Annotated in this window: 20 protein-coding genes and 1 tRNA gene; 18 read left to right on the top strand and 3 right to left on the bottom strand. The window is 48.8% G+C overall.

Features of this window, described 5'->3' with window-relative positions; genetic code table 11:
* Nucleotides 1-99 precede the first annotated feature (99 nt).
* On the top strand, nucleotides 100-2247 hold the full coding sequence (locus EJE48_RS06830; RefSeq protein WP_118579488.1) for a DNA topoisomerase III: 2148 nt from the start codon (nucleotides 100-102) through the stop codon (nucleotides 2245-2247).
* A 115-nt stretch (nucleotides 2248-2362) separates the two neighbouring features.
* Entirely contained in the window at nucleotides 2363-3637 is a 1275-nt protein-coding gene (locus EJE48_RS06825; protein ID WP_016408373.1) for a methionine gamma-lyase family protein, read from the top strand.
* 24 nt (nucleotides 3638-3661) lie between these two features.
* Here the strand turns inward: EJE48_RS06825 and EJE48_RS06820 are convergent, their stop codons facing one another.
* Nucleotides 3662-5197: a putative polysaccharide biosynthesis protein gene (locus EJE48_RS06820; protein ID WP_016408374.1), complete on the bottom strand. Its 1536-nt coding sequence runs from the start codon at nucleotides 5195-5197 to the stop codon at nucleotides 3662-3664.
* A 569-nt stretch (nucleotides 5198-5766) separates the two neighbouring features.
* Between EJE48_RS06820 and EJE48_RS06815 the strand changes: the two genes are divergently transcribed.
* The 13 genes from EJE48_RS06815 to rbr all read left to right on the top strand — a co-directional run bounded on the left by EJE48_RS06815 (nucleotide 5767) and on the right by rbr (nucleotide 17537).
* Complete coding sequence (locus tag EJE48_RS06815) at nucleotides 5767-7095, top strand: APC family permease (RefSeq protein WP_118579482.1); 1329 nt, start codon at nucleotides 5767-5769, stop codon at nucleotides 7093-7095.
* A gap of 149 nt (nucleotides 7096-7244) precedes the next feature.
* Complete coding sequence (locus tag EJE48_RS06810) at nucleotides 7245-7577, top strand: hypothetical protein (protein ID WP_118579479.1); 333 nt, start codon at nucleotides 7245-7247, stop codon at nucleotides 7575-7577.
* Between the two features lie 25 nt (nucleotides 7578-7602).
* Nucleotides 7603-8067, top strand: a complete 465-nt coding sequence (locus tag EJE48_RS06805) for a Na+/H+ antiporter subunit E (RefSeq protein WP_118579476.1) — start codon at nucleotides 7603-7605, stop codon at nucleotides 8065-8067.
* 4 nt (nucleotides 8068-8071) lie between these two features.
* Nucleotides 8072-8398 carry a monovalent cation/H+ antiporter complex subunit F gene (locus EJE48_RS06800; protein WP_016408377.1) on the top strand — a complete coding sequence of 109 codons (327 nt, stop codon included), beginning with the start codon at nucleotides 8072-8074 and terminating at the stop codon, nucleotides 8396-8398.
* A complete protein-coding gene (locus EJE48_RS06795) occupies nucleotides 8389-8700 on the top strand; it encodes a cation:proton antiporter (protein WP_016408378.1) in 312 nt (103 codons plus the stop codon). The genes EJE48_RS06800 and EJE48_RS06795 overlap by 10 nt, the downstream gene beginning before the upstream one ends.
* Entirely contained in the window at nucleotides 8697-8960 is a 264-nt protein-coding gene (locus EJE48_RS06790; protein WP_016408379.1) for a hydrogenase subunit MbhD domain-containing protein, read from the top strand. The genes EJE48_RS06795 and EJE48_RS06790 overlap by 4 nt, the downstream gene beginning before the upstream one ends.
* Nucleotides 8961-8964: 4 nt before the next feature.
* Nucleotides 8965-9870, top strand: a complete 906-nt coding sequence (gene mbhE, locus EJE48_RS06785) for a hydrogen gas-evolving membrane-bound hydrogenase subunit E (protein ID WP_118579473.1) — start codon at nucleotides 8965-8967, stop codon at nucleotides 9868-9870.
* Between the two features lie 2 nt (nucleotides 9871-9872).
* Nucleotides 9873-10247 carry a sodium:proton antiporter gene (locus EJE48_RS06780; protein ID WP_016408381.1) on the top strand — a complete coding sequence of 125 codons (375 nt, stop codon included), beginning with the start codon at nucleotides 9873-9875 and terminating at the stop codon, nucleotides 10245-10247.
* A gap of 1 nt (nucleotide 10248) precedes the next feature.
* Nucleotides 10249-11766, top strand: a complete 1518-nt coding sequence (locus EJE48_RS06775) for a complex I subunit 5 family protein (protein WP_118579470.1) — start codon at nucleotides 10249-10251, stop codon at nucleotides 11764-11766.
* Between the two features lie 21 nt (nucleotides 11767-11787).
* Nucleotides 11788-13257 (top strand): complex I subunit 5 family protein, encoded by a 1470-nt coding sequence (locus tag EJE48_RS06770; protein ID WP_016408383.1) that lies wholly within the window; start codon nucleotides 11788-11790, stop codon nucleotides 13255-13257.
* A 19-nt stretch (nucleotides 13258-13276) separates the two neighbouring features.
* Nucleotides 13277-14755 carry a complex I subunit 5 family protein gene (locus tag EJE48_RS06765; RefSeq protein ID WP_016408384.1) on the top strand — a complete coding sequence of 493 codons (1479 nt, stop codon included), beginning with the start codon at nucleotides 13277-13279 and terminating at the stop codon, nucleotides 14753-14755.
* Between the two features lie 15 nt (nucleotides 14756-14770).
* The gene (locus tag EJE48_RS06760) at nucleotides 14771-16735 is read left to right on the top strand and encodes a complex I subunit 5 family protein (RefSeq protein ID WP_243107980.1); all 1965 of its coding nucleotides are present in this window, start codon (nucleotides 14771-14773) and stop codon (nucleotides 16733-16735) included.
* A 205-nt stretch (nucleotides 16736-16940) separates the two neighbouring features.
* On the top strand, nucleotides 16941-17537 hold the full coding sequence (gene rbr / locus EJE48_RS06755) for a rubrerythrin (RefSeq protein ID WP_016408386.1): 597 nt from the start codon (nucleotides 16941-16943) through the stop codon (nucleotides 17535-17537).
* Nucleotides 17538-17579: 42 nt separating this feature from the next.
* Here rbr and EJE48_RS06750 read toward each other — a convergent pair whose 3' ends face one another.
* Nucleotides 17580-18800, bottom strand: a complete 1221-nt coding sequence (locus EJE48_RS06750; protein WP_016408387.1) for a DUF4317 domain-containing protein — start codon at nucleotides 18798-18800, stop codon at nucleotides 17580-17582.
* Between the two features lie 138 nt (nucleotides 18801-18938).
* Here EJE48_RS06750 and EJE48_RS06745 point away from each other — a divergent pair.
* Nucleotides 18939-19022 (top strand) — tRNA-Leu (locus EJE48_RS06745).
* Between the two features lie 176 nt (nucleotides 19023-19198).
* Nucleotides 19199-20677, top strand: a complete 1479-nt coding sequence (locus EJE48_RS06740; protein WP_124984436.1) for a S1C family serine protease — start codon at nucleotides 19199-19201, stop codon at nucleotides 20675-20677.
* A gap of 186 nt (nucleotides 20678-20863) precedes the next feature.
* Here EJE48_RS06740 and EJE48_RS06735 read toward each other — a convergent pair whose 3' ends face one another.
* Nucleotides 20864-21868, bottom strand: a complete 1005-nt coding sequence (locus EJE48_RS06735; protein WP_124984435.1) for an ABC transporter substrate-binding protein — start codon at nucleotides 21866-21868, stop codon at nucleotides 20864-20866.
* A 184-nt stretch (nucleotides 21869-22052) separates the two neighbouring features.
* On the opposite strand from EJE48_RS06735, the gene polA reads away from it, so the two are divergent.
* Nucleotides 22053-24710 (top strand): DNA polymerase I, encoded by a 2658-nt coding sequence (gene polA / locus EJE48_RS06730; RefSeq protein ID WP_124984434.1) that lies wholly within the window; start codon nucleotides 22053-22055, stop codon nucleotides 24708-24710.
* Nucleotides 24711-24721: the final 11 nt, after the last annotated feature.

Raw genomic sequence — 24721 nt, 5'->3', positions numbered from 1 at the left:
TCTGCTGTGCGGAAGTGGTTTTTATTGTAGGATTTGCCAATTTCCGAAGAAGATGGTATCATTTGTAGGCATGAAGAAAACGGAAGGGAGGAAACAGAGATGGGAAAGATTCTGGTCATTGCCGAGAAGCCCTCTGTGGCAAGGGACATTGCAAAGGTTTTGCAGGCAAAGCAGAAGGGAGAAGGCTGTCTTATCGGGGAGCGCTATGTGGTTTCCTGGGCGGTCGGGCATCTGGTGACGCTTGCGGAGCCGGAGGAATATGACGAGAAATACAAGAAATGGAATTTTTCCACGCTGCCGATTCTTCCTGAGGAAATGCAGCTGAAAGCAATCAAACAGACGAGAGACCAGCTAAAGATTCTGCACAGCTGGATGCACAAAAGGGAGATTGACAGCTTAATCTGTGCAACGGATAGTGGGAGAGAAGGGGAGCTGATTTTCCGCTATATTTATGAGATTACGAAATGCAAAAAGCCGTTTCAGCGGCTCTGGATCAGCAGCATGACGGAGGAGGCCATCAAGGAAGGCTTCAGAGCGCTGAAGGACGGCAGAGAATACGATTTATTATACACCTCCGCGAAATGCAGGAGTGAGGCGGACTGGCTGGTAGGGATGAACGCCACGCGGGCGTATACCCTGCAATATCACGCGCTTCTGAGCATTGGGCGTGTGCAGACACCGACACTGGCGTTGATTGTGGAGCGGCAGAAGGAAATCGATGCCTTTACGGCGGAGGATTATTTTGAAGTACAGGCAGACTTCGGCGGCTATACGGGGCTTTGGATTGACAGGGAGGAGCATACCCGTATCGACAGGGAGGACGCGGCGCAGGCGATTCTTGCGAAAACAAACGGCAAGCCTGCCACGATTACAAAGGTGGAAAAGGAAGAAAAGAAAACGCCGCCGCCCCTGCTTTATGATTTGACGGAATTGCAGAGGGAATGCAACAAAAAGTTCGGCTTTTCCGCGAAAAAGACACTGGATATCGCGCAGAGCCTGTATGAAAAGCGAAAAATGATTACCTACCCCAGAACGGACAGCCGCTACCTGAGCGAGGACATGAAGGGAAAGGTGAAAAGTACGATTCACCGCTTGCAGGCGTTGGAGGAATACGCGCCCTATGTGGAGCCGCTTATGCAGGAAATCCGATTCACGAAGCGTATCATTGACAATGCGAAGGTGACAGACCACCATGCCATCATCCCGACGGATGGGAAGCTGCGTCCCGAAAGCCTTTCCGAGGATGAGAGAAAGGTGTTTTCTCTGGTGGCGGCACGTTTTCTGGCGGTTTTTTATCCGTATTATCGCTATGAGGTGACGAAGGTTTACGCCGAGGCGGAGCAGGAACGCTTTCTTTCCAAGGGGACGGTTGTTCTGGAGGAGGGCTGGCAGGCAGTGGAAAAGGCACTGGTGCCGACTGCGACGAAGAAGAAAAAGACGAAGAACGAGGAGGAGCAGAAGCTGCCGTCCTTGCAGGAGGGCGAGGTGCGGACGATTCGCAGCATGGAGCTTCTGCGGAAAAAGACGAAGCCGCCTGCACCCTATACGGAAAGCAGCCTGCTTTCTGCGATGGAAAACGCAGGACGGTTTGTGGAGGACGAAGCACTCAAGGAGCAGATGAAGGACAGCGGCTTAGGCACACCTGCGACAAGAGCTGCCATCATTGAGCGACTGCTGACGGTGGGATATCTGACGAGAAAGGGGAAAACCCTTCTGCCGACGGAAAAGGGCAGAAAGCTGATTGAGGTTGTGCCGCAGGAGATGCGCTCGCCGCAGACCACGGGCAAATGGGAAAAAGGACTTTCCTCGATTGCAAAGGGCAAAATGACGGAGGAACGCTTTATGGCAAGTATTCGCCGCTATGTGCAGTTTCTGATACAGGATGCGGCATCGGGCAGACGGGCGGATGTTATCTTCCCTGAGGAGCAGGTGCGCGGAAAACGCCGCAAAACAAATGCCTTTGGGAAATGCCCTTTCTGCGGACGGGATATTCTGGAAAATTCAAAATCCTTTTATTGCGCAGGATGGAAAAGCGGCTGCAAATTTTCGCTCTGGAAGGACAGCCTGAAGCCATACGGTCTGGAGCTGGACGGCGGTATGGTGAAGCTGCTGCTGAAAAAGAACAAATCCGAGCGCGTGGCGGTGACACTGCCGCAGACGGGCGAGAAGGGAACGGCGGTTCTGATTCTGAACAAGGACAAGGGCGGACAGATAGAGCTGATGGATTTTACAAGAGAGAACGCTTAAGTCGAAATCAGGAGAAAGAAAGAGTTGAAAGAAGAAAAAAGATTTGATATGATTTTAAATTGTGAGAAAAAATTTCTGAAATAGATTGGAAAGATAGTAAGGATTGGAGAAGAACATGGAACAGATTTACAGTATGCTGGGGATTTCTGCGGAGGTAGAAGCCTTTGGCAATGCGGTTTTAAAGGATTTAAAGGAACGCTTTGAAAAAATTGACGCGGTGGCGGAATATAATCAGGCGAAGGTGCTGCGTGCCATGCAGGAGGAACGCGTGGATGGTACCTGCTTTGCGGGCTCGACGGGCTATGGCTACAATGACAATGGGCGCGATAAGCTGGAAAAGGTATATGCGCGCTGCTTTGGGACAGAGGCGGCTCTGGTGCGCCCCCAGATTACCTGCGGCACACATGCACTGGCAATCGCGCTGAGTGCGAACCTTCTGCCCGGAGATGAACTGCTTTCCCCTGTCGGCAAGCCGTATGATACACTGGAAAACGTCATTGGGACAGTGCCCTCTGCCTGCTCTCTGATGGAATACGGGGTCAGCTACAGACAGGTGGAGCTTATGGAGGATGGGACATTTGACTATCCTGCCATCAGAGAAGCCATCAATGAAAAGACAAAGCTGGTGACGATTCAGCGTTCCAAGGGCTATGCCATGCGCCCGACCTTTTCTGTGAAGCAGATTGGGGAGCTGATTGCATTTATTAAGGAAATAAAGCCTGATGTGATTTGTATGGTGGACAACTGCTATGGTGAATTTGTGGATGTGATTGAGCCTTCCAACGTGGGGGCAGATATGATTGTCGGCTCGCTGATTAAAAATCCCGGTGGCGGTCTGGCTCCTATCGGCGGCTATATCTGCGGCAAGCAAAGCTGCATTGACAGATGCGCATACCGTCTGAGCGCACCCGGTCTGGGGCAGGAGGTCGGTGCTTCTCTGGATCTGAACCGTGCGCTGTATCAAGGCTTTTTCCTTTCCCCTACGGTTACGGCAGGGGCATTGAAGGGGGCTGTTTTTGCGGCGAATGTGTATGAAAAGCTGGGCTTCCGCGTGATTCCCAACGGCACAGAGTCCCGTCATGATATCATTCAGGCGGTGGAGCTGGGCAGTGCAGAGGCAATGGAGGCATTCTGTCAGGGGATTCAGGCGGCGGCACCTGTGGACAGCTATGTTACGCCGATTCCCTATGCGATGCCGGGGTATAACTGCGATGTTATCATGGCGGCAGGGGCATTTATCCAAGGTTCTTCCATTGAACTGAGTGCGGATGGCCCAATCAGAGCGCCCTATTCCGTTTATTTCCAGGGCGGACTGACATGGTTCCATGCGAAAACGGGGATTCTGATGAGCTTGCAGAAGCTGTACGAAAAAGGATTGGTAAAGATATAAATCGAAATCAGAAGGTGGTCGGATTTACCGACCGCCTGTTTTTTTGCCCAAAAGCAGGGAGAGCATCCTTTTATCCAGACAGCCGAGCAGAAAAAGAAACAGGAGATACAGAACGCCCATGCCGCAGAGCGAGCCGAGGAACAGCAGCTTGGACGGGGCAAAAATGCGGATACAGTATTTTGTTATCAGCCCGGCGGCGGCACCGGCAAGCAGAGGCTTGAAAAAGCAGCTGCGGCAGGAGGGCAGAACGGCGGTGCGCTTCCAGAGGCGGTGCAGGGAGCAGCTGACGGAAAACAGCAGGCTGAGAAACCAGCCGCCCAGAAACGCCGCCACGCCATAGGCAGGCATGCAGAACCAGATGACAGCAATGCTGATGCAGGAGGAAAGAATGTTGTTGCGGAAAAGGAAAAGCTGCTCTCCCAAGCCATTCAGAAGTCCGTGAAGGGTGGTCTGCGCATAGAGCAGGGGACAGAGGAAGGCAAGCGGAAACAGCACCTGCCCCAATGCCGCGCGGTCATAGACGATATAGCAGATTTCGTGTGGAAAAACGGCAAACAGCGCCGCCGCCCCGAACCCGATGACAGAGGTAAAAAGGAAGGTGGCGGAAACGGTTTTGCTGATGCGGGTATCCTGCTTGACGGCGCAGGCCTCGGAAATTTCCGGCACGAGGGAAACGGATGCTGCCATCAGGCAGGCGGAGGGCAGAAGGACAAGGGGCATTGCCATCCCTGTCAGCTCACCGTAGGTGGAGAGGGCTTGGACGGTATTCTGCCCGTGGAGCTGCAGCTGTCTGGGAATCAGGAGATTTTCAACGGTGGAAAGGAGTGAGCCGGCAATGCGGCTTGCGGAAAGCGGCAGGGCGGTGCTTAAAATCATGGCAAGGACGGCAGGAGAGGACAGCGTGGGCTTGCGTATGAATTTATGTTTCCTTTTATAATGGAAATAATTCCAGACGGTAAAGCCGCAGGAAAGCAGCTCCCCGAACAGGATGCCGCAGACGGCGGCACCGCAGGCATAGCTGAGCCCGCGCGGGACAAAAATGCCTGCCAGAAAATAAATCGTCAGGATACGGACGGTTTGCTCCAGCACCTGCGAAAAGGCAGGGACGAGTGTTTCCTGTATGCCGAGGAAGAAGCCGCGAAAGCAGGAGCTTGCTGCCATAAACGGCACAGCCAATGCCAAAAGGCGCAGGGAAAAAGCGGCGCGCCTATCCCTAAGCATAGAAAGGGCGATGCTATCCGCGCCGAAAAACAGGACACAGCTGACAGCCGCACTTGCACAGAGGGAAAGGCAGACCGCCTGCTTGACAATGCGCCCGATATTCCCATTCTGTCCGCGGATGTATTCCTGCGCGGCAAGGTGGGAAATGGTTGTGGTGAAGCCGGCAGAGGTGATGCTCCATGCAAGCATATACAGCGGCAGAATCAGCTGATACAGCCCCATGCCCTCTGCGCCGATGGCGTTTGACATGAAAACACGATAGAAAAAACCCATACATTTTGTGATGAGATTGGCACAGGTCAGGATAAGGGTTCCGGTGATGATATTTTTTCTGCTCATGGCAAAGCCTCCGAAGGGGGTTCTTTTACTTATATGACAAGAGGACAGGAAATAGAAGGGAAACAAGGAGAAAACGGGGATTTGACTGAACAAAAGTAATGCTTTTTTGGAAGAAAAAGGTAGAAAATGATACGAATATTTCGCATATAAACCGTCAAAAAGACTGAAAAACAAATATTCTTATGATTTTCGTACGTTATAATAAACAATTTTGCAAGGGCGATAAAAAAATTCATTGAAATGTATTGACAACAATTTCTTTGAGCGATATAATCTACTCACAAAGAGCATATAGCCGAAGGAAGAAGTGAATTTATTTCATTCATTTTTTACAAAAACAAATGAAATTCTGCTGCGGACGGGAGAAAAAAGAGCCGTTTTTCCCCAAGAGCCGGTTGCCGCAGAGAAGCTTTTGTGTGATGCTTCGGAACGTGCTTCACTTGCTGGAAAACTGACGGAAGCATTTCTGTGCAGGCAAAAACGGAATTATTTTATCAGTATTATTTATTGCCTGCGTTACAGAAGCACCGATGGTTTCAGCGCATACCCTAAAAAGGAGGAAGGAAGAAATGAGTAACAACAACAACGAAATGAAGAAGGAGCTCGGCATGGGCGCTGCTATGGCTACAGTAGTCGGCTGCGTAATCGGTTCCGGTGTATTCTTCAAACCCACAGCAATCTACACAGCAACAGGCGGTGCGCCCGGTCTGGCAATCATCGCATGGGTGGTAACCTCTCTGGTTTGCCTGTGTGCGGCAATGACATTTGCCGAAATCGCAATCTTGATTCCCGAAACAGGCGGTATGCCCGTATATCTGAAAAAGGTATTCGGTGACAGGGTTGGTTATCTCTGCGGCTGGATGCAGACTGTTGTATTCTATCCCGGTCTGGTTGCGGCACTGGCAGTAGCGGTTGCAAACCAGGCAAAGCTGTTCCTGGGCGACGGCATGGTTGTTCCTGTGGCAATCGTATGTATCATCATCATGGTTGCGCTGAACTGCATGGGCGCTAAGGTTGGCGGTGCAGCACAGACGATCTTTACCGTAGCAAAGCTGATTCCTCTGGTTCTGATTATGATTTTCGGCTTCATCAGAGGCAACGGCAATCCCATCTTCGACCCTATGCTGGGTGAGGGGCTGAAATTCGGCTCCGTTCTGGGGCAGCTGATGATTGCAGTTCTGTTCGCATACGAAGGCTGGACAAACGTAGGTGCAATCGCGGGCGAAATGAAAGATCCCGGCAGAGATTTGCCTAAGGCGATTGTTGGCGGCGTAGCACTGATTATGGCAGTTTATATTATCATCAACCTGGCTTACCTGTGGGTACTGCCTGCTGATGTAATGATGAATCTGGAATCCCCTGCATCCGCAGTAGCAATGCAGATCTTCGGCAACATGGGTGGTAAAATCGTATCCGTTGGTATTATGATTTCCGCCGGCGGCGCATGCAACGGCTTTATCCTGTCCGGTTCCCGTACAGCACTGTACATGGCAGAACAGGGTGACCTGCCCGGCAGCAAGGCTCTGTCCAAAATCTCCGGCACAGGCGTTCCCATCAACTGCATTTTCCTGATTGGTATTCTGGGTGCAATTTATGCACTGACAGGTCAGTTCGACCTGCTGACAAACCTTGGTACATTCGTAGGCTGGGTATTCTATACACTGACATTTGCAGCAGTTATGGCTTACAGAAAACAGGCTCCCGATCTGAAACGTACTTACAAGGTACCTGCATACCCTGTAATTCCTATCATCGCAATCATTTCCGGTCTGTATGTTCTGCTGAACCAGCTGTTCATGGCAGGTCCTGATGCAAGAAAGGTTGCTGTAGGCGGTATCATTCTGGTACTGATTGGCTTGCCCGTTCGTGCAATCTTCACAAAGAAGAAAGCGGCATAAGGCAGTCTGAACGATTTCGTTCCATAAATTAAAAATATTTGCTTATGAAAGGCTTCAAAGGCGTATTCTTTCTGAACTAGACGGTTCGGAGGGGATACGCCTTTTGTTTGTGAAAATAAAGTTGTCTGAGAAGACGGAAAAGGTAGGAAATGCCCATAAAACCGAAGAAGCCAAAACTTTTTCCCTTTTGCACAAATACAGAATACGCTGAAAATTTTGCTAAAATGTATGACTTATCTGTGAAATTGAGCGGTAGAATATGCAAAATATACAATAAAAACGGGGATGTTAAGAAAATGGTAAAAAATATATCGTCAGATACCACTAACAGTCTTGACAATTTTTTGATAATCATTGATAATATATTGTATTGGAGTAAATGCAGATGTCAGTTTCAGCTTGAATTTTCAACAAAAGCCGGAGGAATTTCGGCTTTTTCGGCAGAAGGAAACGGCATTTTCATGGAAACAGAAGGGAAGTAAATGCTTTTGAGGGAAGGATGGTTCAATGTATTTATTATTGTTACTGCTGTGGTTTATTTTTAATGGCAGAGTAACGTTGGAAGTTGCCCTGTTTGGGATAGTGATCTGCGGCTGGCTTTATTGGTTTATTTGCAAGTACATGGGCTACAGCTTTCAGAGAGAGAAGGTTCTTGTGAAAAACATTCCTCTTTATCTGAAATATGCCTTTGTTTTGCTCTGGGAAATTTTCAAGGCGAATGTGGATGTCATCAAGATTATTTTTTCGCCGAAAAAAGCAGAGATTCAGCCTGCACTTGTAAGGTTTCATACGGATTTGAAAAGTGAAGCCTCCTTGGTTGCTCTGGCGAACTCCATCACACTGACCCCCGGCACCTATACGGTGGAATTGGAAAACGGAGAATATGTTGTGCAGGCACTGGATCGGGAAAAATTCGGCGAGGGTCTGGAGGATTCCGTTTTTGTAAAGCAGTTGAGAAGGTTGGAGGGATGAGCGTATGAGCGATACAATGCATTTTATACTGGAAATCGCTATGTTCGTTCTGGCGTGCGGCATGATTCTGGCGTTTATCCGTGCAGTCAGAGGGCCTCGTTTTACGGATCGTATTGTGGCGATTAACATGATTGGTACCATGACGACGGTGATGATTGGGATTCTTTCCGCTTATCTGGGTGAAACCTCTCTGGTGGACGTTTCTCTGGTTTATTCCTTGCTGAGCTTCTTGGCGGTAGTGGTGATGTGTCACGTCGTTACCCTGCATCATAAGGGTCGTCTGCTGTTTCTGGCAAGAAAGGAAAAGGAGGCAGAGGAAAAATGTCAATAAGAGAAATCATTGCAGCAATCTGCATTTTTATAGGGCTGTTTGTGTTCCTTTGTTCGATTCTGGGGATTTATCGCTTTAAATATGCGATGAACCGTATGCACGCAGCAGCCTTAGGGGATACCATGGGAATTTTCTTTGTTGTATTAGGTCTTCTGATTTTAGGGCAGGATATTTTCCACATGGCAAAATATGCCCTTATCATTCTGTTTTTCTGGCTATCCAGTCCCATTTCGACACACCTGATTGCGAAGGTAGAGCTTCTGACAAACAAAGACTGTGAAGAAAGGATGAAGGACAGATGAGCGATTTTAGCGTTACCATTCAGATGATTTTGGTTATTTTTCTCATTGCCAGTGCCATCGGCGTTTCTGTAACAAGAAAGCTTTTTATGGCGGTTATCGTTTTCATGGGGTATAGCTCCGTTATGGCAATTGTGTGGCTTTTTCTGGAATCTCCCGACCTGGCTATTACAGAGGCGGCTGTTGGCGCAGGGATTGATACGGTACTATTCTTCCTGACGCTGAAGAAGGTTCACGCACTGAAAGGCACAAGGGAGGGGTGATGAGATGAAAGAAGAAAAATCATTTTGGGAGAAATTGAAACGCTGGATTGACGGGGACGAGGTGCTTCTCGATGCAGATAAAATTATCTCCAAAAAAGAAAAAAAAGAGTTTATTCATGAAGAAAGATTTTTCCCGATTGGAGACATTCGTTCCAATGTAACCCTGTATTGTGTGCTTTCCGTTTTCGTTACGGTGGTATTCATTACAGTTATGCTGCATGTAGTTATGGAGCTGCCGATGTTTGGCGACCCGAACAGCATCACCAACAACGAGGTTGCGGCGCGCTACTTGGAAAAAGGGATTGCGGAAACAGGCGCAATCAACTTTGTTGCAGGCATGATTCTGGATTACCGTGCCTTTGATACCTTTGGCGAATCCAACGTACTGTTTATGGCGGTTATCGCGGTGCTGATGCTGCTGCAAAGAGATAAAAAGAACATTGATGCGGCAGAGGATCAGGAAATGCAGGAGGACGAAATGCTGGATGCAGAGGATTCCAAGCTGATTCTGAAAAAGGGTGCGAAATGCCTTGCTCCTGTGGTTATCCTGTATGGAATCTATGTTGTTTTAAACGGACATCTTTCTCCCGGCGGCGGCTTTTCCGGTGGGTCTATCATCGGCGCAGGTCTGATTCTGTATTCCGTGGCATTCGGACATAAGAAGATGCAGACCTTCTTTACGATTAAAACACTGACTGTGACAACGGCGGCATGCCTGCTGACCTATTGCGGCTGTAAGAGCTATTCCTTCTTTACAGGGGCAAACCATGTCGGCTGGGAGGTACCGAAGGGCACACCCGGTGCAATTTTAAGCTCCGGCTTTATCTTGCCGTTGAATATCTGTGTCGGTCTGGTTGTTGCATGTACGATGTATGGGTTCTATGCGTTATTTACAAAAGGAGAAGTCTGATTATGAGTCAACTGTTGACAAATTATTATGAAGCAGCTTCTGTTATTCTTTTTGGCATTGGATTCATGAATCTGCTTCTGCAAAGAAATCTGATTAAAAAGTTTATTGGTCTGAATATTATGGATACGGCTACCTATCTTTTTCTGGCGGCGAAGGGCTATGTGGCAGGCAGAACTGCCCCGATTTTGACAAACGGCATTATTGATGCGGATTATTATATCAACCCCATTCCTGCCGGTCTGGTTCTGACGGGTATTGTTGTATCGGTATCTGTAACAGCGTTCTCTCTTGCTCTGGTTCTGCGGCTGTATAAGCATTACGGCTCGTTGGATATGGATGAAATCCTGAGAATGATGAGAGAGGAGGAAGGGGAATAATATGGAACATCATGTAAATCTCGTACATAATATACCTTTCTTCAGCGTTTTTTTTGCGATGTTCTGCGGCATCATTACGCCTCTGCTCAAAAGCGGACGTGCGGCACGCCATCTGCATGGCTTTATGGTGGGGCTTGTCGGCATGCTTTCTGTTGTGCTTCTGGTGAGCGTGGTGAAAAATCAGGAAGCGTATACCTTTATGATGGGGCATTTTCCTGCACCCTGGGGCAATGAATTGCGCATCGGGCCTCTGGAGGCGTTGCTGGCGGTTATGGTCAGTGTGGTTATGTTTTTAACCATCACGGCAGGCAGTAGGCAGATTTTTGAGGAAATTGTTCCGGAAAAACAAAAATTTTACTTTATTATGCTGAATGCAACCTATGGCGCAATGCTGGCAATGACATATACAAACGATATGTTTACAGGCTACGTTTTCATTGAGATTCTGACGATTGCCTCCTGCACGCTGATTCTGGCAAGAGGGACAAAGCAGGCGATTGTCGGCACAACGCATTATCTGGTGTTCGGCTGTATGGGCTCCGGTCTGTTTCTGCTGGGTGTTTGCATTCTTTATGGCATCACAGGGCATCTCTTATTCCCGCAGATGAAGGAAACGATTGCCATGCTGATGGAAACAGGGCAGTATCATTTCCCGCTGATGATTGTAGTCAGCCTGATGTTTATGGGTCTGGGCATCAAGAGCGGTCTGTTCCCGTTCCATTCTGCACTGCCTACGGCTTACGGCTCTACGATGACAACCTCGAACGGGATTTTGTCCGGTCTGGTGCTGAAGGCATATATCATTCTGGCAATCAAGCTGGTATTTGAAGTATTTACCATTGAAACACTGGTTAAATTGAGAATTGCGGACGTTCTGTTCGTTCTGGGCGTTCTGGGCATGATTATGGGCTCCTTCTATGCCGTACGGGAAAGCCGGCTGAAGCGTATGCTGGCATACTCCTCTGTGGCACAGATTGGCTACATCTTTATGGGGATTGGCTTAGGCTCAGAGGCGGGGATGCTTGCAGCCTGCTTCCATGTTCTGGCACACGCCGTTACAAAATCTATGCTTTTCCTTTGCTGTGGTACCTTTATTGAGGAGGCCGGCGGCAAGGAGCAGCTGGAAAACCTCAAGGGGGCGGCTTACCGCAACCCTCTGGCAGGGATTGCCTTCATCGTTGGGGCTATGTCCATGATTGGTGTGCCGCTGTTTGCAGGGTTCATCTCCAAGCTGTACTTTGCGGAGGCTGCATTGGAAATGACGGGGACACGTCTGGTTCCGGTTCTTGCGGCACTGGCTATTTCCATGATTCTGAATGCGATGTATTTCCTGCCCTCTGTTATTGCAATCTGGTCTCGCCCTGAGACAAAGGAAAAAACAGTCAGAGTGCAGAACTCTCCGCTGTTTGCAATGGCGATGGTACTGTTTATTGTAGTCAATTTGGCGCTGGGTATCGGCTATCGTCCCATTATCGAAATCATGAAAATGGGTATCGAGCTGATTCAGGTTGCATTATGATGAGAGAATGAGGTGAAAGAAATGAACGGATCTGTACTTTTGCTGCTCCCGATGATTTTACCCTTCATTTTTGGTCTCATCATTGGTTTCCAAAAGGAGGAAAAGCAGCGCAATATCTTGGTATTTATTGCAATGGCTGTGGAAGCGGCTCTGGTCTGGTATCTTTGCAGCGGAGAGATGCAAACCTTCGTGCTCTGGCGGATATCTGACCGATTGGCACTTGTTTACAAAACGGACGGATTGGCAAGATTCTTTGCCTGCCTCATCAGTACCATCTGGCTGATTGCGGCAGTGTTTTCCATGGAATATATGAAGCATGAGCATAAGCCGGCGCGGTTCTTCATGTTTTATACGTTTTCTCTGGCGGCATTGATGAGTCTTTGCTTCTCCGAAAATATGATGACGATGTATCTGTCCTATGAATTTATGACAATTCTGACAGCACCACTGGTTATCCATACGGGTACACCTGAGGCAACGCGTGCGGGCTTGAAATATCTGGGGTATTCCTTCTTCGGCGCAGGCTTAGGGCTGATGGGGTTCTTCTTCCTGAACACCTATTGCAGAACAACCATTTTTATGCCCGGCGGCACACTGGATATGGCAATGGTGGCAGGGCATGAAAACCTGCTTCTGGTTGTGTTCTTCCTGATGGCGCTTGGCTTTGGCTGTAAGGCGGGTATGTTCCCCCTGCATGCTTGGCTGCCGACGGCGCACCCCGTTGCACCTTCTCCTGCATCCGCGGTGCTTTCCGGTATCATTACGAAGGGCGGTATCATTGCTATCATTCGTGTGACATATTATCTGTTTGGCGTGGATTTTCTGCGCGGCACTTGGGCGCAGACGGCTTTGCTTGTGCTTTCCATTGTGACGATTTTCATGGGCTCCATGCTGGCATATAAGGAAAAGCTGCTGAAAAAGCGGCTGGCGTATTCCACGGTTTCAAACGTATCGTATGTTGTGTTCGGGCTGATGCTGATGTGCCCTGCCGGATTTATGGGCGCGCTGCTGCAGGTGGTATTCCATGCGGTTGCAAAGAATATCCTCTTCCTTTGTGCAGGTGCGATTATCTATAAGACGCATAAGACCTACGTTTCCGAGCTGAAGGGCATTGGCAAGGAAATGCCGATTGTGATGTGGACATTTGCGCTTGCGGCACTTTCGCTGATAGGGATTCCGCCCACAAGCGGCTTTGTGAGCAAATGGTATCTGGCACAGGGCGGCTTGCTGCCACAGGCGGGGATGCTTGGTCTGGTTGGCGTAGCGGTGCTGATGGTCAGCGCACTGCTGACGGCAGGCTATTTGATGAGTATTGTAGTGAATGGGTTCTTCCCCGGCAAGGATTTTGATTACGCATCCTTGCAGAAGAAGGAGCCGAATTATTTAATGACGGTACCTCTGGTGCTGCTGAGTATTGCTGTAGTCGGCTTTGGCATGATGCCTGCGCCTTTGATGCAGGCAATCCGCAGTATCAGCGGAATGATTTTCTAAGGGAAAGGGAGGAAACATTATGAACGCATTTGCGATATTGTTACCGGTGATCTTTCCGATCATTGCAGGTGCCTGCCTGCTGCCGGTAAAATTTAGTGACAGAAAGGCGCGCCAGAGGGTGGTTCTGCCGATTATTGTGCTGAATGCGATTTTTGCATTGTATGCCATCTTCTTTGCGGACAGCGGCGCGATTACAATTTTCCGCTTCAGCAACAGATTGTCTCTGGCACTGCATGTGGATGGCTTATCCAAGATTTTCGGTACGATGGTATCTCTGCTTTGGATTCCCACAACGATTTATGCCTTTGAATACATGACACATGAAGGACATGAAGACCGTTTCTTCTCCTTCTTTACCATGACATTCGGCGTAGTTATCGGGATTGCCTTTGCGGATAACTTCTTAACGATGTATCTGTTCTACGAATTTCTGACATTGGTGACGTTGCCTATCGTTATGCACCAGTTCGATAATAAGGCGCGCCACGCCGGGAAAACCTACGTCCTTTATATGATGTTCGGTGCATCTCTGGCGTTTATCGGGTTCGTGTTTGTGCTGTTCTACGGCACAACGACAGATTTTGTTTACGGTGGTGTGCTGAATCCCGATTTGATTGCAGGCAATGAACAGATGCTGCGGTTGGTATTTGTGCTGGCGTTCTTCGGCTTTGGTGTAAAAGCGGCGGTATTCCCGTTTTATCGCTGGCTGCCGAAGGCATCCGTTGCCCCCACACCCGTTACGGCTCTGCTGCATGCCGTGGCAGTCGTAAAATCCGGTGTGTTTGCCATCATCCGTCTGACGTATTACGCCTTCGGTACGGAATTTCTGATTGGCACATGGGCGCAGTATGTGATGCTGATTGCAGCTTCGATTACGATTGTGTTCGGCTCGACCGTTGCACTGCGGACACCGCATATCAAAAGAAGATTTGCATATTCTACCATCTCCAATCTGTCCTATATCATTTTTGGCGTTGCCATTATGACACCGATAGGGCTTGCGGCAGGGATGCTACACATGATTTATCATGCGGTAATCAAAATTACACTGTTCTTTACTGCCGGTGCGATTTTATATAAAACCCACAGAGAATATCTCTACGAGGTGGAGGGCTTCGGCAAGCTGATGCCGATTACCTTTGCAACAATGGCAATTACGGGGATTGGTCTGGTTGGCGTGCCGCCCTTTGCAGGCTTCCACAGCAAATGGGCATTGGCAACTGCGGCAACCGCAAGCGGCAACCCGGTTACCTATATCGGCGTGGTTGCGCTGATTTTGTCTGCACTGCTGACGGCATTGTATATCTTCTCCATCATCATTCGGGCATATTTCCCGCGGGAGAAGGAATACCCTGCAGGCTATTACGATCATGTATCCGATCCGAATAAATATATGACAGTGCCTTTGATTGTTCTGGCAGCTGTTTCGATTCTGATGGGTCTGATGCCTGCGACACTGCTGGGCATTATGAATGATGCGATTATGGGCATACTGTAAAGGAGAGGAGAAAGCATGGAAACTATGACAACAAGTATAATTTTACCGTTTCTGGTGTTCTTTCCTTTTCTGGGTGCGGTAATCAGCTACATCATTGGGCGCAGCAATAAGGGCGCAAGGGATATCTGGTGCTGGATTTTATCCGCGGTGATTTTCATTGCGAGTCTGACGCTCATCGGGAAGGAAACGGTTTATAGCCTGCGCGGCTTCTGCGGCTTGGGGCTGAGCTTTGCGGCGGATGGCTTCGGCGTGATTCTTGCCGTGCTGACGGGCGCAATCTGGCTGATTACAACCATCTTTTCCAAGGAATACATGGCGGCTGAACGGAACAGAAATCGGTATTATTTCTTTGTGTTCCTGACATTGGGCGCAACGATGGGGATTTTCCTTTCCGCTGATTTGTTTACCACCTTTATCTTTTTTGAAATTATGTCCTTTACCTCTTTTGTGCTGGTTATGCACGATGAGGAGGACTTCACGGTTCGCTCCGCAAAGACCTACCTTGCGGTAGCGGTGATTGGCGGTCTGGTGACACTGATGGGTCTGTTTATGATGTATCAGAAGGCAGGCACGCTGAACATGGCAGAGCTGACCGCGTTTATGCAGAGCAGGGAAAACCCTGCGGAGTTCTATGCCATCGGCGTATTGATTCTGTTTGGCTTTGCGGCGAAGGCAGGGCTGTTTCCGCTGCATATCTGGCTGCCGAATGCGTATACCGTTGCACCGGCACCCTCCAGTGCGCTGCTCAGCTGTCTGCTGACAAAAACAGGCGTATTCGGTACGATTATCGTCAGCTGCAAGCTTTTCCTGCATGATGCGGCTTGGGGGCAGTTTATTCTGATTCTGGGCATTATCACAATGGTGCTTGGCGCGGTTCTGGCGGTATTCTCCGTCAATCTGAAACGCACATTGGCTTGCTCCTCCATGTCCCAGATTGGCTTTATCATCATCGCCATCGGGATGCAGGGACTTCTGGGCGAGCATAACGCCTTGGCGGCAAGCGGCACACTGCTGCACTTCCTGAATCACTCTCTGTTCAAGCTGCTGCTGTTCCTTGGTGCAGGTGTGATTTTCATGAACCTGAGAGAATTAAATCTGAATAAGATTCGTGGCTACGGTAAGGATAAGCCGCTGCTGAAGCTGATTTTCCTGATGCCGATTCTGGGTATCGGCGGTATCCCTCTGTGGAACGGTTATATCTCCAAAACGCTGATTCACGAGAGCATGGTGGAATATATCGAGGTGCTGAAGGAAGCAGGGCAGTCCATCGCGTTTATGAAGGGCGCGGAAATTCTGTTCCTGTTCTCCGGTGGGCTGACACTGGCCTATATGACGAAGATTTTCGTATGTATCTTCCTTGAGGATAACCCCTACGGCACACCGAAGCCTGTCAAAAACGCACCTTACATCAGCAAGCCGATGGCGGTCATTCTGGGCGCGATTGCAATTTGCCTGCCGATTCTGGGTATCTTCCCTCACCAGACACAGGATGCTCTGGCGGCAATGGGCGCACATTTCATGAATGCACATACCCCTGCGCATGCCGTGCATTATTTCGCATGGGTAAACCTCAAGGGTGCGGTGATTTCCATCTGTGTGGGCATTGTGGTGTATTTCCTGTTCATCCGCAAGGTGCTGATGCAGAAGGATGCAAACGGCAATCTGGTTTATGTGGATCGCTGGCCTGCATGGTGCAATCTGGAGGATAAGGTATATCGCCCGATTCTGCTGACCGTTCTGCCTTATGTGGGTGGCTTCTTCGCCCGTATCGCAGGAAATCTGATGGATGATATCATTGCATTGCTGCGTATCTTTATCTTCAATAATGATAATGGACGCATTGTTCCGCCGGAGGATAAATATTTCTCTGCTTATACGGATTATGAAAATGACCATCAGGTATACCGCGAAGGCTTCGCGCAGAGTATTCTGCTGATTGGTCTGGGTCTGACGATTGCGGTAATCTATATCATTGTTTAACGGAAAAATTTTGAAAAGTCCCTATTAGGGGTGTTCCGATAAGAAAGCATGAAGAAAATGCAATAGCTGTAGCTTTCAGCATTTCAGAATGTAAGACTTCTTATTCGGGCGCACCTTTTATGGGGACTTTTTTTAATGTGAAAAAAGAAGGGTATAGCTGCTTCATCTTCGTCCATACTAAAGAAAAAGAAGGAGAGGGAAAGCTATGGATTTTAAACAGAGCGAAACAAAGAAAAACCTTATGCGTGCCTTTGCAGGGGAAAGTCAGGCGAGAAACCGTTATATCTTTGCTGCGGCGCAGGCGAAAGAACAGAAAATGCAGGTGGTGGAATTTGTATTCAGGTTTACTGCCAAGCAGGAGGAGGCGCATGCGGCGGTTTTTTATCAGCATTTGAAGGAGCTTTCGGGGGAAACGGTTCACATTGACGGCGGCTATCCCGTGGATATTTATGAATCCGTTTCGGAGCTTTTGCGTGCGGCAGAGCATAACGAATATGAAGAATTTGACCCGGTGTATCAGGCGTTTGGGGATAAGGCGCTGGAGGAGGGCTTTCCGCAGGTGGCAGCATCCTTTCATCAGATTGCAGGCATTGAAAAAACACATGGAGACCGTTTCGGACAGCTTGCAGATTTATTGGAGGAAAATAAATTATTCATCAATTCTGTGGAATGTAAATGGATGTGCTTAAATTGCGGCTTTATTTTTGAAGGGAAGGAGGCACCGCAGGAATGTCCTGTTTGTCAGCATGACAGGGGCTTTTTCATTCGATTGGAGCTGGCACCCTATACGGCAAAGGCATAAAAAAGGGGATAAGGCAAATTTACCTTATCCCATACATAGCCTTTAAAAGGGCGCATTGTCCCAATGCTTGCCGTTGATGGTGGCATGTTCATCTTCTTCTAAGGGGATGACAATGCACTTTTTACCATTGATAAATTCCGTCTGGATGGCAGGCAGCTTTTCCGCAGAAACCTGCAAAATGACCTCTTTTTCAGGGAGGGCTTCCTTTTCCTCCAATTTTTGCTTCAGGCTTTCTACCTCTAATGCCAGCACATTCGCTTTTTTCGCGGCAGCGTGCGTTTGCAATGCCTTGCTGTCAATCAGATTTTCCGCAAGGGGAGGGGTATCGCCGAAGGCTTCCTCACAAATTTCCTCCACCTTGGAAATGACTTCCTCGGAAAGACCTTTTTCTGCCATAGCCTCCCGAATGGCAGGCGGTGTTAGGAGAACAGGCTCGTTTTCAAACACATTTTTGTGTTCCTCCACCATATCATTCAAATCCTGCTGAATATCCAGAATGACGGTTTTCGCATCCTCCACCTCCTCGGAAATAACATCCTTTAAAATGCCATGGAAGGTCTTTTTTTCCTCGGCGGCGGTGCGCTTTGCTTCACAGCCCAAAACCTCCTGCATGAACGCAGGCTGCGCCTTTTTGGCATCCTTCACATAATAGCCCATGGCATTTACATCACTGCTGCGGTCGGAAAAGGCAGGAAAGAGAAACCCTGTTTCGGGGACGGAAACCACCCAATCACGAATACGAGGCGCGATGATGTTTTTATCCTTATGATAGCCTAAGCCTGCCTTTGTCAGCTCGACAGGGCAGATGGCGCAGAGGACATATTCATAAACCTCTTCGGATTCGTCCAGCTTATTGTTGTCGGTTGTTTTCGTGATAACATCATAAGCATCATGGAACAGGAGAATCAGATAATTCCCTGCAAAATCATATTCGCGAATGATGCGCTCATAAAGCAAATCCAACAGCCCATCCTGCTTCAAAGCACTGTCGCGCAGGGCAAGGAAGAACTTCTGCGCTTCTTCTCCTGCTTCATCCCTGCGGAAGGAAAGCTCTAAAAGGTTGTTGCCGATTGTGCCGGAAAGAGCCTTTTTTGCAATTTCCAGATATTTATAAAATTCATCCTCCTCCAGATTGAGAAAGGTTTCGTCGATATGTAAGAGAATATTTTTTTGGTTGTCCACATAACAGCCGCGCAATTTCGTAAAGGTGCAGGCATCTTTTTTGAAGCGGCGCTTTAATTCCAAAATGTCTTTTTTCTGCATGGGTTGCTCCCTTCTTTCGTTTTGATTTCAAAAGCTATTATAAATACTTTTTTCGGGGAAAGCAAATTTTTAAATTAAGAAAAATTTCCCTTGCAATCTCGGAAAAGGTATGCTATTATATTTAAGCAGTTTATTTCTGCGGCTGTGGCGGAACTGGCAGACGCATCAGACTCAAAATCTGACGCTGGTGACAGCGTGTGGGTTCGAGTCCCACCAGCCGCACTTTTTAGAGCCTTGATTGCTTCAAGGTTCTTTTTTTTATGCTCTCATTTTATCTTAATCGTTCTTTAAGGAAAAACATGGATTATTCACCTGACGTTCATACTTCGTTCAAATTCAAACAGTATAATAACGGCATAAGATAAAACAAAGCCATAAAAGATATGGAGGGATAGAGCATGTACGAATATGATGAGTACAATCCGAAAAAGAAAGATGAATATGAAGAAACAGAGCAGGAATCCATTGACTATTCCGCAGACGGCATGGAAGACGAACCCCATGTAGACGGAGAATCCATAGAGATGGAGGCAGAGGTGATTTCCGGCGAGGAATATACAGAGGAAATTTCCGGTGAGCAATTTTCCGAGGAGGAGGGCTTTTCTGAACAGGAAAGCGTTTCGGAAGCCACTGCTGAGGAAGGCGCAGAGAAAGCAGAAGCCTTTGCGGAAGAAACCGCAGAAGCAGAGCAGGAATATACAGGTCCCTGCGTCAGAGAATATCATTATGAGGAAAAGGTGAAAAAGCCGAAAAGAAAGCAGAGCGGAAACGGCTGGAAGAAATTCATTGCAGCCTGTCTGGTTTGCAGCATCGCAGGCGGCTCTGCGATTGGGGTCAGCTACAGCGCGGCACAGAGCCATTTCGGAAAGGAAACCGGTGCAAAGACCGCATCCACAAGCAATACGGAAAGTGTATCCTATCTGACGAACGGGCTTTCCACTGTGGATATCGTGAAGAAGGTAAAGCCCTCTGTTGTCAGCGTTTCCACTACCACAACAGGCGTGACACAGTATATGGGGCATTTCACTGTACCATACGAAGCAGAGGGCGCAGGCAGCGGGGTGATCTTCTATTCGGATGATGATAAGATTGCCATTGCGACAAATAACCATGTCATCGAGGGTGCAAATTCCATTTATGTGACGCTGGACGGCGATAAGAGCGTACCTGCGAAGGTAGTCGGTACAAAGAGCGAATCCGACCTGGCGGTGCTTTCTGTTTCCTGGTCTGATTTGAAAAAGGCAGGCGTGAAAAAGGTAACAACCGCAACCTTCGGCGATTCGGATGACCTTGAGGTCGGCGAATGTGTCATTGCCATCGGCAACGCCATGGGCATGGGGCTTTCCGCAACGGACGGCATTGTCAGCATGAAGGAGCAGACCATTAACGTAGACGGCAATTCCCTGACTGTTTTGCAGACCAGCGCGGCAATCAACAGCGGCAACAGCGGCGGCGCACTGGTAAACAGCAAGGGCGAGGTCATCGGGATCAATACGGCAAAATATAATTCCTCTATGGCAGAGGGCATGGGCTATGCCATCCCCAGCAATCAGATTAAGCCAACCGTAGAAAGCCTGCTGGAAACAGGCACACAGCCGCAGCCCTATATCGGCATTACCGGTACAAACGCATCTCTGTATAACCTTGAGGTCGGCGCACTGGTGCTTGAGGTAAAGAACAACAGCCCTGCGGCAGCGGCAGGGCTGCAATCCGGCGACATTATCACACAGTTCAATGGCAAGACCATTAAGGATATGGACAGCCTGCTGAACGCAATGGACAGCTCGGATATCGGCAAAAAGGTTGACCTGACGGTTGTGAGAGATAACAAGGATAAAATTAAGCTGCAGCTTACCGTTGCGGATAAAAACAGCTAAAGCAGTGCATACAGATAAAAATTAAGAAAAAATGCGGTTGAAATGCCGATTCACATACATTCACATAGATTCTTCCTATCAACGACCGAAAAAATCGAATGAGATAGATAAACTTGCATCAGAAAAACTCCTATTGCAGACAGTGTAGACAGCTTGCAGTAGGAGTTTTTTTGTGGGGGGATATTTTTATTTGCCTGTCATGACTTTTTCGGCAAACTCCGTCACAACAATGGAATCATAAGGGATTTCCTGCGAAAGCTCCTTTCCTTCCATCATGATTTTCTGGATGAGGACAAAGCCTTCAGGGGAAACGGTCGGGTCGGTTTTCCAGGTATCCTGTTTCTGATAGCGCTCCACGATGGTGGTGAGGGTATCGAGGTCGGTTTCGGCAAACTGCGGCTGAATTACCTTTGCAATTTCTGCGGCAGAATGGCTTTCTACCCATTGCTGCCCTTTATAAATGGCACGGGTGAAGGCTTCGACGACATCGGGATGTGCCTGCAGGAAAGCATCCTGTGCCATATAAACGGTGTAAGGCACATAGCCGCTTGCTTCACCCAGAGATGCCACAATATGCCCCTTGCCGCTCTGTTCAAGCGTGGTTGCGGCAGGCTCAAATTCTACGGTATAATCGCCGACCTCGCCCAGAAATGCGCCTGCGGTGGAGGTGAAATCAATGTTGTTGATGATTTCCATATCCTTACCGATGGTCATGCCGTTTTCCTTGATGACATATTCCAGAACCATTTCCGGCATGCCGCCCAATCTGCCGCCGATGACGGATTTTCCTTCCAAATCAGACCATTGGAAATCGGGTTCTTTCTCTCTGGAAACAAGGAAATTGCCTGCGCGCTGGGTCAGCTGGGCGAAGGTTTTGGGGTAATCTGCCTTCCCTTCGGCATAGACATACAGACCTGCCTCTGTGCCAAGCAGGGCAATATCCGCGGAATCGGAAAGCAGGGCAGTCATGGATTTATCCGCGCCATTGCCGACCGCAACGCTCACATCTAAGCCCTCCTCCTCGAAAAAGCCCAATTCCTGTGCGACATACTGCGGCGCATAAAAAACAGAATGGACGACCTCATTCAGACGGACGGGAGTCAGCGTTTCCTCTGCCGTTTCTGTGCCGCAGCCAACTCCTGCGGATAGGCAGAGCACCCCCGATAAAGCCAAGCAAAGTTTCTTTTTCATAGCCGTTCCTCCTAAGAGACTGATTCTGATTTATGATATGCCATATCCCAGAAAAAGGTGTGCTGTATTTTTTTTCGTGTCAGATATATTTTTTCGCGATTTTGTAGTATAATTATTTTTAATATGGAAAATTAGGCTTATACCGCCTTGTATATAAATTTTGTGATGACAGGAGGCTATTTTCATGGCTGAAAAAATCATGCTGATTGACGGCAACAGTATTGTGAACCGCGCATTTTACGGCGTTCCGCTGCTGACGAACGGAGAGGGTCGCTATACCAACGGGGTATATGGATTTCTGAATATTTTATTTAAGCTTCTGGATGAGGAGCAGCCCGATTATCTGGCGGTGGCGTTTGATTTGCACGCGCCTACCTTCCGCCACAGAACCTTTGACGGCTACAAGGGAACCAGAAAGGGCATGCCGGAGGAGCTGCGCGAACAGATGCCCCTTTTGAAGGAGGTGCTGCAGGCCATGCACATCCCTATTTTCGAGCAGGAGGGCTTTGAGGCGGACGATATTCTGGGGACGCTTTCCGCTCTGGCGGAGAAAAACGGCATTGTGCCTGTTGTGGTTTCGGGGGACAGAGACCTTTTGCAGCTGGCAGGGGAGACCCTCAAGGTGCGGATTCCAAAAACGAAGGGCGGACGCACGGAAACAGAGGATTATTACGCGGCGGATGTGCAGGCGAAATATGGCGTGACACCTGCCGAATTTATTGATATGAAGGCGCTGATGGGGGATACTTCCGATAATATCCCCGGCGTGCCCGGCATTGGCGAAAAAACTGCGGCGAAGATTATCACGCAGTATCACGATATTGAAACGGCGATTGCCCATGCGGCGGAAATCAAACCGAAAAAGGCATCTGAAAACCTTGCGGCGTATCAGGAGCAGGCAAGATTGAGTAAATTTCTGGCGACGATTGTGCGGGATATGCCTTTAGAATGGGATAAGGAGTCCCTGAAAATCGGCGATATGTTTAACCAGACGGCATACGAATTGGTAAAACGTCTGGAATTTAAGAGCATGTTCAGCCACTTTGAGGGGAGTGCTTCCGCGCCAAAGCAGGCAGAGCAGACCTATCGCTTTGTTGCGGATAGGGAAGGTGCGAAGGAGGTGCTTGCCGCGCTCAAAAAGGGCGAGGTCGGGTATGCCTTTGTTTACGAAAACGAGGAAGGACAGGGGCTTGCGCTCTATCAGGAGCAGCTTGGCGGTGTCTGGATTGAAGCATCCATGGCATTTTTGATGCAGGAGCTTCTGGAGATATTTCAGCCGTTTTTTGCGGACAGCGCATACCGTAAAATCGGACATGATGTGAAGAAGGATATCCGTTTTCTGCGCAGCTATGGCTATAACGGCTTTACGGCGGAATTTGATACCGCTATCGGGGCGTATATCCTCAATGCGACAGGCAGCTCCTACGAATATGACGATATTGCGGCAACCTTTCTGAATGAAACCTATCCTTCGCAGGAAGAGGTTTTCGGGAAGGGCAGAACGAAAAAGGCCTTTGCGGCGTTGCCCGAAGCAGAACGTACCGCCTATGGCGCAAGGCAGGCGGAGATTTTCTTCCGTGCGAGAAAAGTGATGGAGGAGCGGCTTGCGGAAAATGAGCAGAAAAGCCTGTTTTATGATATGGAAATGCCGCTGATTTATGTTCTGGCGGATATGGAAAAATACGGCATCAAGGTGGATAAGGCGGCGCTTTTGGCGTATCAGAAGCGTCTGGGCGAAAGTCTGGACGGCATGGAAGAAGAAATTTACGCATTGGCAGGGGAAAAATTCAACATCAATTCCCCGAAGCAGTTAGGCGTGATTTTATTTGAAAGGCTGGGGCTGAAGGGCGGCAAAAAGACCAAAACGGGCTATTCCACCGCGGCGGATGTGCTGGAAAAGCTGCGGACGGCGCATCCTATTGTGGAGCGGATTCTGCACTACAGACAGCTGGCGAAGCTGAAAAGCACCTATGCGGACGGACTTCTGGCGGTGATGGATGCCGAAACGGAGAAGATTTATTCTACCTTCAACCAGACCATTACGGCAACGGGACGGATTTCCTCAACAGAGCCGAATTTGCAGAATATTCCTGTCCGTCTGGAGCTGGGGAGAGAGCTTCGGAAAATTTTCATTCCCGAAAGTGCGGAATTCTGCTTTCTGGATGCCGATTATTCGCAGATTGAGCTGCGCGTACTGGCGCATATCTCCGGAGATGAAAGCCTGATTGCAGCGTTCAAAAGCAATCAGGATATTCACCGCATGACGGCTTCGCAGGTGTTCCATGTGCCGTTTGACGAGGTGACACCATTGCAGAGAAGCAATGCCAAGGCGGTTAACTTCGGCATTATCTACGGCAAGGGCGCGTTTAGCTTGGGGCAGGATTTAGGCATCAGCCGCAAGGAGGCGGAGGAGTACATCAATGCTTACTTCGCGAGATATCCCAAAATCAAGACCTTTATGGAGGATACGATTAAAAACGGGGCGAAAAACGGCTATGTCTCTACGCTCTGGAACCGCCGCAGAAATATGCCCGAATTGCAGAGCAGCAATTTCATGCAAAGGGCGGCAGGGGAACGCGCGGCAATGAATATGCCCATTCAGGGCACTGCTGCGGATATTATTAAGCTTGCCATGATAAAGGTGCATCGTGCCTTGCAGGAGGGCGGCTATCGTTCTCGTCTGATTTTGCAGGTACACGATGAGCTGCTGATTGAAGCGTATAAAGAAGAAAAGGATGCTGTCGCAAAAATCCTGAAGGAAAACATGGAGCATGCGGCGGATTTGCTGGTTCCCTTGGATGTGGATGTGCATGAGGGCGCATCGTGGTTCGAGGCGAAATAAAAAAGAGGGGA

The organism is Anaerotignum faecicola (genome assembly GCF_003865035.1).
Classification (GTDB): domain Bacteria; phylum Bacillota; class Clostridia; order Lachnospirales; family Anaerotignaceae; genus Anaerotignum_A; species Anaerotignum_A faecicola.
This window is presented reverse-complemented; position numbering and strand designations above follow the sequence as displayed.